Source organism: Roseicyclus marinus (assembly GCF_036322625.1).
Classification (GTDB): domain Bacteria; phylum Pseudomonadota; class Alphaproteobacteria; order Rhodobacterales; family Rhodobacteraceae; genus Roseicyclus; species Roseicyclus marinus_A.
Genome location: NZ_AP027266.1, coordinates 297,345 through 310,026, shown reverse-complemented (window position 1 = coordinate 310,026; position 12,682 = coordinate 297,345). Strand labels below are relative to the sequence as shown.

The 12,682-nt window shown below is 67.7% G+C and carries 13 protein-coding genes; 5 read left to right on the top strand and 8 right to left on the bottom strand.

Annotated features, from left to right (window positions below):
• Positions 1-7 precede the first annotated feature (7 nt).
• Both pnp and rpsO read right to left on the bottom strand, forming a co-directional pair.
• Positions 8-2,146, bottom strand: a complete 2,139-nt coding sequence (pnp, locus tag AABA51_RS01500) for a polyribonucleotide nucleotidyltransferase (RefSeq protein WP_338273709.1) — start codon at positions 2,144-2,146, stop codon at positions 8-10.
• Positions 2,147-2,416: 270 nt separating this feature from the next.
• On the bottom strand, positions 2,417-2,686 hold the full coding sequence (rpsO, locus tag AABA51_RS01495) for a 30S ribosomal protein S15 (protein ID WP_338273707.1): 270 nt from the start codon (positions 2,684-2,686) through the stop codon (positions 2,417-2,419).
• A gap of 444 nt (positions 2,687-3,130) precedes the next feature.
• Here rpsO and AABA51_RS01490 point away from each other — a divergent pair, with 444 nt between their 5' ends.
• Positions 3,131-4,270 (top strand): calcium-binding protein, encoded by a 1,140-nt coding sequence (locus AABA51_RS01490; protein WP_338273705.1) that lies wholly within the window; start codon positions 3,131-3,133, stop codon positions 4,268-4,270.
• Between the two features lie 12 nt (positions 4,271-4,282).
• Here the strand turns inward: AABA51_RS01490 and AABA51_RS01485 are convergent, their stop codons facing one another.
• From AABA51_RS01485 to rbfA, 5 genes are read right to left on the bottom strand one after another with little or no spacing between them, the layout of a single operon-like run.
• On the bottom strand, positions 4,283-5,173 hold the full coding sequence (locus AABA51_RS01485) for an alpha/beta fold hydrolase (protein WP_338273703.1): 891 nt from the start codon (positions 5,171-5,173) through the stop codon (positions 4,283-4,285).
• A complete protein-coding gene (locus tag AABA51_RS01480) occupies positions 5,163-5,687 on the bottom strand; it encodes a DUF1643 domain-containing protein (RefSeq protein WP_338273701.1) in 525 nt (174 codons plus the stop codon). Before AABA51_RS01480 ends, AABA51_RS01485 begins: the two co-directional genes overlap by 11 nt.
• A 40-nt stretch (positions 5,688-5,727) precedes the next feature.
• Positions 5,728-6,633, bottom strand: a complete 906-nt coding sequence (truB, locus tag AABA51_RS01475; RefSeq protein WP_338273699.1) for a tRNA pseudouridine(55) synthase TruB — start codon at positions 6,631-6,633, stop codon at positions 5,728-5,730.
• 33 nt (positions 6,634-6,666) lie between these two features.
• Positions 6,667-7,419: a phosphodiester glycosidase family protein gene (locus tag AABA51_RS01470; RefSeq protein ID WP_338273697.1), complete on the bottom strand. Its 753-nt coding sequence runs from the start codon at positions 7,417-7,419 to the stop codon at positions 6,667-6,669.
• Positions 7,416-7,832, bottom strand: coding sequence for a 30S ribosome-binding factor RbfA (gene rbfA / locus AABA51_RS01465; RefSeq protein ID WP_338273695.1), 417 nt, complete (start codon positions 7,830-7,832; stop codon positions 7,416-7,418). The genes AABA51_RS01470 and rbfA overlap by 4 nt, the downstream gene beginning before the upstream one ends.
• A gap of 120 nt (positions 7,833-7,952) precedes the next feature.
• On the opposite strand from rbfA, the gene dapB reads away from it, so the two are divergent.
• Complete coding sequence (dapB, locus tag AABA51_RS01460) at positions 7,953-8,765, top strand: 4-hydroxy-tetrahydrodipicolinate reductase (protein ID WP_338273693.1); 813 nt, start codon at positions 7,953-7,955, stop codon at positions 8,763-8,765.
• A gap of 77 nt (positions 8,766-8,842) precedes the next feature.
• Positions 8,843-9,220: a dihydrodipicolinate reductase gene (locus AABA51_RS01455; protein ID WP_338273691.1), complete on the top strand. Its 378-nt coding sequence runs from the start codon at positions 8,843-8,845 to the stop codon at positions 9,218-9,220.
• Between the two features lie 128 nt (positions 9,221-9,348).
• Here the strand turns inward: AABA51_RS01455 and AABA51_RS01450 are convergent, their stop codons facing one another.
• The gene (locus AABA51_RS01450; protein ID WP_338273689.1) at positions 9,349-9,540 is read right to left on the bottom strand and encodes a DUF1674 domain-containing protein; all 192 of its coding nucleotides are present in this window, start codon (positions 9,538-9,540) and stop codon (positions 9,349-9,351) included.
• 69 nt (positions 9,541-9,609) lie between these two features.
• Here AABA51_RS01450 and AABA51_RS01445 point away from each other — a divergent pair, with 69 nt between their 5' ends.
• Both AABA51_RS01445 and AABA51_RS01440 read left to right on the top strand, forming a co-directional pair.
• Positions 9,610-10,860: an RsmB/NOP family class I SAM-dependent RNA methyltransferase gene (locus tag AABA51_RS01445; protein WP_338273687.1), complete on the top strand. Its 1,251-nt coding sequence runs from the start codon at positions 9,610-9,612 to the stop codon at positions 10,858-10,860.
• A 58-nt stretch (positions 10,861-10,918) separates the two neighbouring features.
• Positions 10,919-12,676 carry a heparinase II/III family protein gene (locus AABA51_RS01440; protein WP_338273685.1) on the top strand — a complete coding sequence of 586 codons (1,758 nt, stop codon included), beginning with the start codon at positions 10,919-10,921 and terminating at the stop codon, positions 12,674-12,676.
• Positions 12,677-12,682: the final 6 nt, after the last annotated feature.

Below are 12,682 nucleotides of genomic sequence, written 5' to 3'. Positions count from 1 at the left end.
GGACGGATCACTCCGTCGCGTCCTCGGGCTGCTTTTCCAGCTCCTTGCCGGTTTCCTGGTCGACCATCTTCATCGCAAGGCGCACCTTGCCGCGGTCGTCGAAGCCCAGAAGCTTGACCCAGACTTCCTGACCTTCCTTCAGCACATCCGACGGATGGTTCAGGCGGCGGTTCTCGATCTGGGACACGTGGACCAGGCCGTCACGCTTGCCGAAGAAGTTCACGAAGGCGCCGAAATCGACGATCTTCACGACCTTGCCCTTGTAGACGCCGCCCACCTCGGGCTCGGCCACGATCGAATAGATCATGTCGTAAGCCTTCTGGATCGAGTCGGCATTCGGGCTCGCGATCTTGATCACGCCGTCGTCGTTGATGTCGACCTTGGCACCCGACAGCTCGACGATCTCGCGGATCACTTTGCCGCCCGAGCCGATCACTTCGCGGATCTTGTCGGTCGGGATCTGCATCGTCTCGATGCGCGGGGCGTGGATCGAGAATTCGCCCGGTGCGGTTATCGCCTTGGCCATCTCGCCCAGGATGTGCATCCGGCCCGCCTTGGCCTGTGCCAGCGCGGTCTTCATGATCTCGGGCGTGATGCCCGCGACCTTGATGTCCATCTGCAGCGACGTGATGCCCTTTTCGGTGCCCGCGACCTTGAAATCCATGTCGCCGAGGTGATCCTCGTCGCCCAGGATGTCGGTCAGGATGCCGTAGGACCCGTCATCTTCCAGCACGAGACCCATGGCTACACCGGCGACCGGCGCCTTCAGCGGAACGCCCGCATCCATCATCGACAGCGACCCGCCGCAGACGGATGCCATGGAGGAGGAGCCGTTCGATTCCGTGATCTCGGACACAAGCCGGATCGTGTAGGGGAAGTCGGTGGGCGCGGGCAGCACGGCCTGCAGCGCGCGCCATGCCAGCTTGCCGTGGCCGATCTCGCGACGACCGGGGGAACCCACGCGGCCAACCTCGCCCACCGAATAGGGGGGGAAGTTGTAGTGCAGCATGAAGTTCTGCTTGAACGTGCCATGCAGCGCATCGATGAACTGCTCGTCATCGCCGGTGCCCAGCGTGGTGACGACCAGCGCCTGCGTCTCGCCGCGCGTGAACAGCGCCGAGCCATGGGTGCGGGGCAGAACGGAGGTCTGGCAGTCGATCGCGCGGACCGCATCGAGCGCGCGCCCGTCGATCCGGCGACCGTTCTTGACCACGTCCGAGCGCAGCACCATCGATTCCAGCTTTTTCAGCGCGGACCCGAGGTTCGCATCCGCGAGCTGCTCTTCGGTCAGCGTGGCCTTGATCGCTTCCTTGGCGGCGGCGACGGCGGCGACGCGTTCCTGCTTGTCGGTGATCGCATAGGCCGCGCGCATCTGCGCCTCGCCCGCCGCTTTCACCACCTCGTAAAGCTCGGAATAATCCGGGGGCGTGAAGTCGAAGGGTTCCTTGGCGGCATCTTCGGCCAGCGCGATGATCAGGTCGATGACAGGCTGGATCTGCTCATGCGCAAAGGTCACGGCGCCCAGCATCTCGTCCTCGGTCAGCTCGTAGGCTTCCGACTCGACCATCATCACCGCCGACTTGGTGCCTGCGACGACAAGGTCCAGACGCTGGTCGGGGTTGTTGCGCAGGTCCTGCATGTCGTCGACGGTCGGGTTCAGGATGTATTCGCCATCCTCGAAGCCCACGCGGCAGCCCGCGATCGGACCCATGAAGGGCGCGCCCGACAAGGTCAGCGCGGCCGAGGCCGCGATCATCGCGACGATATCGGGATCGTTGACCAGGTCATGCGACAGCACGGTGCACATCACCAGCACTTCGTTCTTGAAGCCCGGCACGAACAGCGGACGGATCGGACGGTCGATCAGGCGCGCGGTCAGCGTTTCCTTTTCGGTCGGACGCGCCTCGCGCTTGAAGAAACCGCCGGGCACCTTGCCTGCGGCATAGTATTTTTCCTGGTAGTGGACCGTGAGCGGAAAGAAATCCTGCCCCGGCTTGGCTTCCTTGGCAAAGGTCACGTTCGCCATGACGCTGGTTTCGCCCAGCGTGGCGATGACGGTGCCATCGGCCTGACGGGCGACACGCCCCGTTTCCAGCGTGAGCGTCTCTTCGCCCCACTGCATCGACTTCTTGGTGATATTGAACATCTATCGTTTCCTATCGGGGAGCACTCCCAGGCCCCTTGCCCGGGTCTCCCATGTCTATGGCGGCCCCATTGCCGCCGACCCCTGTCCTTCGCACAACGCCGGGGTCGGAGCGTCACGTCTCAGATGGGCGCGCCATAGCCCAGTTTCGCCCACAAAGAAAGGGGCATCCTCCCGCAGGGCGCGCTGCGGCGGGGGCTGGCCTGTCCATGGGGCAGACATGAAAACGCCCCGCCAAGGCGGGGCGCGATCTTGTGCCACGGGGGCTTTGCCTCAGCGGCGGATACCCAGGCGGCCGATCAGGTCGGTGTAACGACCCTCATCCTTGGCCTTGAGGTAATCCAGGAGCTTGCGGCGCTGGGCCACCATCATCAGAAGACCACGACGCGAGTGGTTGTCCTTCTTGTGGCTCTTGAAATGCTCGGTCAGCGTGGCGATGCGGCTGGTCAGGATCGCAACCTGCACCTCGGGCGAACCGGTGTCGCCGGGCTTGGTCGCGAATTCGGTCATCAGACGCTGCTTTTCTTCGGGCGTGATCGACATCGGGGTCTCCTGTTCAAAAGGGTGATGGCACAAGCCGGGATGTCGTCCAGCAGGGCCCATGGAGGGTAGCCGCACCATCACGGCGCGGATGGGGGCGTATAGGCCCCACGGCACCTTTTGAAAAGGGGGTCGCGGCATCCGGGCCTGAACCGCCACGATCCGCCGCAAAAATCGGCAAGAGCGCGCGATTTTCTGCCCGAAAGGGCCAAGAATTTCGGTCGCGTTAACACATCGCCCCGCGTTTTGTGGCAGGACAAGCCCATCCTATGCGCGGCCAAGGCACCCGAATCGCCTGGCTGCCCCCTTGCCTGTCCGGTGTTTTCGGGCGGGTTCGGTTCGTCAGAAGGCGATCCCTGCGGCGCAGAAGCGCGGGACTTCCCGATGAACCTGGACGAGTGAGGACGCGCGATGTTGGCGGCTGGTGGGCTTCTGATACTGATAGCCATGGGATACGCGGTCAGTGGCATGGTCACCGACGGCGACGAGGGGACAGGCTCTGACGACCCGACAGGCGCCCCGGATATCGACAGCCCCGAAACCGCCGATGGCGCGGGCGTCAGCGGCAATTCCGACCTCATGCGCATGCTCTTCGGCGACGACGATGACGCGACGGGCGAGGATGATACCGCCCCCGCTCCGGATGCCGCCGCTGGCACCGCCGGCAATGACGACACGCCCGGTCAACTGATCGAAGGGACGGAGGGCGACGATACCCTGACCGGAACCGATGGCGACGACACGCTCGACGGCTACGCGGGCGACGATCTGCTCGACGGCGGCACGGGCGACGATCTCCTGCGCGGACGCGAGGGGATGGACAGCCTTCTGGGCGGCGGCGGCAATGACGCGATCACGGGCGGCCCCGGCGATGACCGGATCGAGGGCGGCACGGACACGGACATGCTTGTCGGCAACGAGGGCAATGACACGATCCTCGGCGGCGCAGGCGCAGACGAGGCTTATGGCGAAGACGGCGACGATGTGATCGAGGGGGGCACCGGCACCGATTTCCTTGTGGGCGGTGTGGGCAATGACACTCTCTCGGGTGGCGCTGACGATGACCTGCTCTTCGGCAATGACGGCGACGACAGCCTGACGGGCGAGGATGGGGACGATTACCTGCAGGGCGGTTTCGGGGCCGATACGCTTGCGGGCGGGGCGGGCAACGACCGGCTCGACGGCACCTTTGCGGCGGGCGATTCCCTCTTCGGCCCCCGCGACGAGGATCAGGGCGATATCCTCGATGGCGGCGCGGGCGACGACACGATCGTCATCGGCGCGGGCGATCTGGCGACCGGCGGCGACGGGGCCGACCGTTTCGCATCCGGCAGCTTCATCCAGAACGCCGAACTGGCGGGCCATGTCACCGATTTCGACCCCGCGCAGGACGTGATCGAGGTGATGTATGACCCCGATCTGACACCAGACCCGGTGATCACGGTCGTGGATTTCCCCGACGGAACCGGGGCGAATATCCTGTTCAACGGCAACGTCATCCTGACCGTCACCGGTGCGCAGGGGCTCGATCCCGCCCTGATCGAATTGCGCGGCGTCACCCTGGACCCCGTGGCGGAAAGCGCCTGACGAACCCGCGCCCTACCCCGAAAAATGCGGCAGCATCGCCGCCAGAAAGGCGTCGGGCGCTTCCTCCATCGCGAAATGCCCGCAGCCGTCGATCTCGGCTCCGCTCACATCCTCGGCCCAGCCGCGCCAGATGCCCAAGGGATCGCCGGTGCGCGCCGGAAACCCGTGCCGCCCCCAGACAAAGCGCAAGGGGGCCGCGATCTTGCGCCCCGCCGCGCGGTCGGCCTCGTCCAGCGCCCGGTCCGTCGTCGCCCCGGCCCGGTAATCAGCGCACATCGCCGCAACCCGCGCCGGATCGCCCGCCTGCCGCAGGTAGCTGTCAAGCGCCTCGGGCGCAAAGGGCGACAGGTCGCCCGCCAGCGTCCAGCTTGCCAGTGTCCGCGCCACATAGCCCGCGCCATCCGCCCCGATCAGGCTTTCGGGCAAGGGCGCGGGCTGCGCCAGAAAGGTCCAGTGATAAGCCTTGAGCGCCAGCTCCGCCGACCAGACAGCCCAGAAATCTGCCGTCGGCACGATCTCCACGATCCCCAGCCGGTCCACCCGCCCCGGATGATCGAGCGCCATCCGGTAGGCCACCCGCGCCCCCCGATCATGCCCGATCACATGGGCCCGCGCGATCCCCAGCGCCTCCATCAGCGCCACGATGTCCTGTGCCACCCGCCGCTTGGAATAGACCCCATGCGCCGCATCATCGGGGGGCGCATCGCTGTCGCCATAGCCGCGCAGGTCGGGAATGATGACGTCGAAATCCCGCGCCAGAACCGGGGCCACCCGGTGCCAGGTCATGTGGGTCTGCGGATAGCCATGGAGCAGGATCATCGCAGTCCCCGCCCCGCCGCGATGCACCGACAGCGTCACGTCGCCCACGGAAATCCGTGACCGGGAAAACCCCTCAATCGCCATGATCCAAACCCTCCCACAGCCGTGGCTGCACCTCGTAGCCGATGTAGAGCGGATGCTTGGGATGGCCCGCCTTGCTCAGGCCCAGATGCCACAGCGCCGCGCCCGCCGCCCGCAGCATCGCCGCCACCTGCGCCCCCCGGTCCAGATGCGCGCCATGCGTGCCCCAGGCGCAGATCACCCGGTCCGCCCAGGGCAGCGCGGCAAGGATCGCGGCATCATTCCCCGGCCCGACCGGATCGGCGGCGGCCCGCATCACGCGCGGATCGGTCGCCCGATAGGCAAAGATGTTGAGCACCCGGAACGCCCCAAAGCCCAGCGCCCTTGCCCGCCTTTCGCAGCGTTCGACCGTGGGATCATTCTGCACCTCGGTCGCGGTCGAGGGGTTGAGCATGACAAAAGCCGCCTTGGGCCCGCCCCCATCCCAGACCCGCGTCAGCGTGTAGCGATAGGTCTCGCACTCGGAATATTCCGCGATCGAGGCGGCATCGCCCTTCTGATGGTGGCGCGTGATCATGCAACGGTGATGCCCCGCCGACCCGGCACAGGCAAGCCTGTCACAGGTTGAACACCCGCTCGGGGTGCAATTCCGCCCCCTTCAGACGCCCCACCGCCACCGGCTTTCCCTGGAACGACGCCCAGGCCAGATCGCCATAGTCCGCCTGCCCCGGCAGGACCTGTCCGGGGTTCCCGTTCCTGAGCCGCGCGGCCCCGGCCTCGGTCGCCTTCAGCTCGGGCAGATCGTCCAACGCCATCGAGACGGGATGGAGCAGCGCATCGATCTCGGGCGTGCGGGCCAGCGCCTCGACCCGCTCCATCGTCACCGCATCCTCGATGTCGAAGGGTCCGACCCATGTCCGCCGCAGCCGCAACACATGGCCCAGACAGCCCAGCACCTGCCCCAGATCGCGCGCGATCGACCGGACATAGCCCCCCGAACCGCAGACGAACTGAAACTCCGCATGATCCGCATCGGGCATCGACAGCAGCTCCAGCGCATCCACGTAAAGATCGCGGGCGGCCAGCTCCATCACCTCGCCGCCCCGCGCGATGTCATAGGCGCGTTCGCCATCGACCTTCACGGCGGAAAACTGGGGCGGCACCTGCTGGATATCGCCCACGAACCGGGGCAGCGCCGCGCGGATATCCTCCTCGCTCGGCCGCAGCTCCGAGGTGGCGATGACCGCGCCCTCGGCGTCATCGGTCGTGGTGGCAGCCCCCCAGCGCGCGGTGAAGTCGTAGCCCTTCAACGCTTCGCCCAGGTAGGGGATCGTCTTGGTCGCCTCGCCCAGCGCCACGGGCAGCATCCCCGTCGCATCCGGGTCCAGCGTGCCAGCATGGCCCGCCTTTTTCGCCTCGAAAGCCCAGCGCAGCTTGTTGACCACGGCGGTCGAGGTCATGCCCGCAGGCTTGTCGATCAGAAGCCAGCCGGAAACATCCCGCCCCTTGCGACTGCGACCCATGCTCAGACCTCCATCCGTGGAAAGATCGGCGGGCTACCCGCCAGCCGGGGCCGCGTCAACCACCGTGCCGATGATCGGCCCGATCGGCAGACCGATATCGGCCCGCCCGATCCCCGGCGCATAGAGCCGCGACACCCGTCCGTCGAAATAAAGCGCCTGGTTCACGCCCAGATGATCGCGGAAAAACCGCGCGAAATGGTGGAAATTCACCGGCGCATCCGAAATCACCAGATGCAGCACCTGCCCGCCATCCTCGACCCCCACACCGTTGCGGATATTGCGGCTCGTGCCATCGGCGATGAAACGCGGATGCAGCGCCCCGTCGATCACCAGCATCGGCCCCGATTGCGTGGCATCCCGGCAATCGGGCGGTGCGGCGGCATAGGTCCGGCTTTCGAGGATCGCGGCGCTGCCCTCCTGCAGACACAGCACGCCATTGGGCAACAGCCCGAAATTCCCCGGCCCGGCCGAGGTGATGACGCGCATCTCCTCGACACCATCCTCGATATAAAGTCCGACCGGCGCGCGATCCTCGTGGAACATGCCCGCATTCATGGCCAGGCCCAGCTTTCGGCCCGGGCCAAGGTCCGCCTCGACGCGGGTGAAACTGCCATAGATCGCGCCCGTCTCGTCGCGCAGGAACAGGCGCAGGTCCTCTGCCGCCAGATCGACGCGACAGGTGGTGAAGGGCGCGCCGTCGAACTCCACCGTTTCGCAGGCCGCGGACGCTGCCCCAGACAGCAAGACCAGCACCGGGACGAGGAACAGGAGCCGAAGCGCGCTCACGCCTCCTCCTCCGCGTCATCCCCCCCAAGATCGCGGCGCACCTCTTCGCGGTCGAAAAGCGCGCGGGTCTCGTCCATCCGGTCAAAGGTCTCGTCGATCAGGAACCGCAGGTCGGGGGCATATTTCAACGACATGTCGCGCATGATGGCGCGGCGCAATTCGCCCCGGTTGCGCTTGAGCGCGGTGATCGCATCCTCGCGCCGCCCGCCCCCCAGCGGCATGACATAGACCGTCGCGATCTTCAGGTCGGGCGAGGTCCGCACCTCGCCCACGGTGATCGACATGGCGTTCAATTCGGGGTCATGCACCTCGCCCCGCGCCAGCACCTGGCTCAGGACACGCCGGATCAATTCGCCCACGCGAAGCTGTCGCTGCGACGGGCCCGCGCCCTCGGAATGCCGGTTCTTTGCCATGGCTCGCCTGTCTGTTCTCTCCCCCGCACTTAGGAGATGCGCGCCCCCCCCGCAAGCGACGCCTTCCCGCGCGGGCAGCCTTCCGCTATCAGCAGGGCCCAGATGACGGAGGATTTTGACATGGGCGACAGCATCGGTATCGCGGTGATGGGCGCTTCGGGGCGGATGGGTCGGATGCTGATCGACACCATCACGGCCTCGGACAAGGCGCATCTGGTGGGCGTGACCGAACGCCCCGGCCATGACTGGATCGGCCGCGATCTGGGCGTGGCCCTTGGGGGGGCGGCCAGCGGCGTCATGGTCCATGACGACCCGCTCGAGGTGATCGTCAAGGCGCAGGCGGTGATCGATTTCACCACGCCCAGCGCCACGCTCGCCCATGCCCAACTGACCGCGCAGGCGCGCTGCGTCCATGTGATCGGCACCACCGGCCTCAGCGACAGCGACATCGCCGCACTCGATGCCGCCGCGCGCCATGCCGTGATCGTGCGCGCGGGCAACATGAGCCTCGGGGTGAACCTCCTGACCCGGCTGGCGCAGGAAGTCGCCCATGCCCTCGATACCGATTTCGACGTGGAAATCGTCGAGGCCCACCACAAGCACAAGGTCGATGCCCCCTCTGGCACCGCGCTCATGCTGGGCGAGGCCGTGGCGCGCGGGCGCGGTGTCGATCTCGCCGATGTCTCCGACCGGGGCCGCGACGGCATCACGGGCGAACGTCGACCCGGCGACATCGGCTTTGCCGCGATCCGGGGCGGCGACATCGTCGGCGAACATGACGTGATCTTTGCAGGGGCCGGCGAACGCATCATCTTGCGCCATGTGGCGACCGATCGCGGCATCTTCGCGCGCGGCGCGCTCAAGGCCGCGCTCTGGGGCCATGGCAAGGCACCGGGCCATTATTCGATGATGAGCGTTCTGGGCCTGGCGTAACGCCGCCGATCCGCTTGATTTCCACGGCTCTGTGGCTATCTCGCCCCTTGCGTTGTCAGTAGCGGGAGAGTTCCGAAATGACCCGTGCGATACCTGCCCTGCCGGGCGCACTGGCAGGTGCCATCCTGGGGATATTCGCAGCCGAACCCCTCGCCGCCGAGGGGTTCAGCGTCGTCGACAGCGCCGACCGTTTCGTATCGCTCGTGAACGGGCGCGAATTGCGGCGCTTCGGCATCCGGCTGAACGTGACGCCCGAGGGCGAGATCATCGGCCGCGCCTTCGGTGCGCCGGTGACGGGGGCCTGGACATGGCAGGGCGGCTATTTCTGCCGGGACCTGTTCTGGAACGGCGATGATCTGGGCTACAATTGCCAATTGGTCGAGCAAAGCGGCGACACCCTGCGCTTCACCTCCGATCAGGGGTCCGGCATGTCGGCGGAACTGAACCTCCAGTGACGCCGCCCCACGGCGTAGGGTGGGTGCAACCCACCCCCCGCGACAGGTGCGCCTGAAGGCACACCCTACGTGTGATGGGTGGTCTTGGTAGGGTGTGCCTTCAGGCGCACCAACCCCCAAACCACCCCTCAGAAATCGATGGCGATGCCCTTCTTCTCCCAATCCCCGAACCGCACCGGCTCGGGTCCATCCCGGCCACCGAGCTCCGTCGGAAGCTCGAGCGCCTTGGCCGCCTTGCGCCGCTCTACGGCCTCGGCCAGCGCGCGTTGCGCGGCGGGGGGCAGATGCGACAGGTCGGGGGCCTCGGGCTGATCGGACATGGCGGAAATCCTTGTCGTTGACGCCCACCTGATATACCCCGCAGAGCTTCTGGAACAAGGGCAGGTTGCATGGGGCTCGAGGCGAGACAGGCGGCACTCAGAACGCTCGACGGCGTGCTGCGCGAAAAGCGGATGCTGGCCCATCTGCCGGGCGACACGCGCCTTTCCCCCGCCGATCAGGCCCGCGCGGCCCGCCTCGCCTCGCTCGTCCTGCGCCATCTCGGCCCGCTGGACGCCTGCATCGCCCCCTATCTCGACCGCAAGCCGCCGCTGCCCGCGCTCATGATCCTGCGCCTTGCCGCGGCCGAGCTGCTGGTCGCGGGCGAAGACGCCCATGGCGTCGTCGACAGCGCCGTCACGCTCGCCAAGCGCGGCAAGGGCACGGCGCGGATGGCGGGAATGGTCAATGCCGTCTTGCGCAAACTCGCCGTCGAAGGGCCCGACCGCTTCGCCCATGAGGCGCCGCAGCGCCTGCCGGGCTGGATCGCGGGACCGGTCAAGAAACGCTGGGGGGCCGAAACCCTCCGCGCGATCGAGGCGGCGCATCTGCCCCTTCCGCCCATCGACCTGACCCTCAAACCGGGGGCCGCCCCCGATCTTCCCGGCGCCACCCGCCTGCCCACCGGCAGCCTGCGCCTGCCCGCCGGTACACAGGTCACGGCGCTTCCCGGCTATGACACCGGCGCCTTCTGGGTGCAGGATGCCGCCGCTGCCCTGCCCGTGCGCCTTCTGGGCGATGTGGCAGGCCTGCGCGTCCTCGACCTTTGCGCGGCACCGGGCGGCAAGACGCTGCAACTGTCGGCCCTTGGGGCCGATGTCACAGCGCTCGACCTGTCGCCATCGCGCATGGCGCGGGTGGAACAGAACCTTGCCCGCACCGGCCTCTCCGCCACGCGCGTCACGGGAGATGCGCTCGATCATGACGCGCCCGCCTATGACGCGATCTTGCTCGATGCGCCCTGCACGGCCACCGGCACGATCCGCCGCCACCCCGACCTGCCCCATGTCAAACCCTGGACCGAGGTCGAGCCGCTGACCCGTCTCCAGATGCAGCTGATCGACCATGCGCTCGGGCTCCTGAAACCCGGCGGCAGGCTCGTATTCTGCACCTGCTCCCTTCTGCCGGTCGAGGGCGAGTTCCAGGTCACCGCCGCCCTCAAACGCCACGAAGGCTTGCGCGTCATCCCCGCCGATGCCCCGGCGCTCGGCGGCGATTCCGCCTGGCACAGCCCCGAAGGCGGCCTGCGCCTGCGCCCCGATCTCTGGCCCGACCTTGGCGGCATCGACGGCTTCTACATGGCCTGCCTCACCCGCCCGTGACTCCCGCCGCAGCGCCGCGTATCCTCTCCGAAAACAATTGCCCGAGCAGCTTGTGCGCATGACAGACCGACCAGACAGCGACGCCGCCGCACCGCCCCCCGCCGCACGGGTGCGCGCCGCCGACCGCTGGGCGGCCTGGCGGGCCGGGATGACCGGCCCCGGCATTCGCGGCTTTCTCTGGCAGCCCGAGCCCAGCTTTTCCGGCTCCGACGCGCGCGGGCGCCAGCTCATGGCGGGAAATCTCGTCTTCGGCGGCCATCTCGTGGAAACGGCGGGCCGCCAGCCTTGGGACATTGCCGCCCCCTCCGCCGATTTTCTCGAGGCGCTGCACGGCTTCGACTGGCTGGATGATCTGGCCAGCGTGCCGGGCGGGGCGGGGCGCAAACAGGCGCAGGAATGGCTGTCGGGCTGGATGAAACGCTACGGGCGCGGGTCCGGCCCCGGTTGGACACCCGACCTGACCGGACGCCGCCAGATGCGCATGGTCACCCATGCCCTTTTCCTGATGAACGGCCAGACGCCCGAGGATCGCAGCCGGACCTTTGCCCTTCTGGGGCGACAGGCGGCCTATCTCCAGATGCGCTGGCGCAAAACGCCGCCCGGCCTGTCGCGGTTCCGGGCGCTTTCGGGCCTGATCTATTCCGCCTGTGCGCTGACCGGCATGGAAACGGCGCTGCAACCCGCCCTGCGCGGCCTGGCGCAGGAATGCGCGACCCGGATCGACGGAACGGGCGGGATCGCCTCCCGCAACCCCGAGGAATTGCTCGAGGTCTTTCACCTCCTGACCTGGGTGGCCGCGATCCTCAAGGAAATCGGCAAGCCCCCGGACCCGGCGGTCAATACCGCCATCGGGCGGATCGCGCCCACCCTGCGCAGCCTGCGCCATGCCGATGGAACGCTGGCGCGGATGCAGGGCGGCGGGCGCGGCGCGCCGGGGCGGCTCGATGCGGCGCTGGCGCGCTCCAATGTGCGGCCCTCGCGGGTCAAGGGGCTGGCCATGGGCTATGCGCGGCTGGGCGGGCGGCGCGTATCGCTGATCGTCGATGCCGCGCCGCCCCTCTTGGGTCCCGGCAGCTTCGATGCCCATGCCTCCACCCTCGCCTTCGAACTGGTGTCGGGCCGCCAGCCCGTCATCGTCTCGGCGGGGTCGGGCAAGCGCTTCGGCACCGCCTGGCGCAGGGCGGGCCGCGCCACGGCCAGCCACTCCACCCTGTCGCTCCTGGGCTATGCCAGCGCGCGGCTGGCCCGGGGCGGCGAACGTCAGGACCCCGAAAGACAGGATTTCGTCAGCGGTCCGACCCTCGTCGAGGTGCAGGAAGCCGAGATGAAAACCGCCGACGGCATCGCGCTGTCGCATGACGGCTGGCGGCAGACCCACGGGCTGGTCCACCTGCGCTCTCTCCAGCTCGACCGCGACGGCAGCCTGCTCAGGGGCGAGGACGGGCTTGCCGCCATGACCGAACGCGACCGCGCCACGCTCGACCGGGTGCTCGCGCGCCTGCCGGGCGATCTGGGCCTGCGCTACGCCCTGCGCTTTCATCTCCACCCCGATGCGACGGCCGAGATCGACATGGGCGGCACCGCCGTCTCGATCCAGCTGCCGGGCCGCGAAACATGGGTCTTCCGCTACGGCGGCGAGGCCACACTGACGCTGGAGCCGTCGATCTATCTCGACGGATCGCGGGTCAAACCCCGCGCGACAAAACAGATCGTTCTCACCGGCGCGGTGACCGGTTATGGCAGCGCGGTGAGCTGGACACTCGCCCGCCCCGTTGGCCTGTTGCCCGCACCCGGCGTGGACGAGACAGAGGACTGAGAGGAA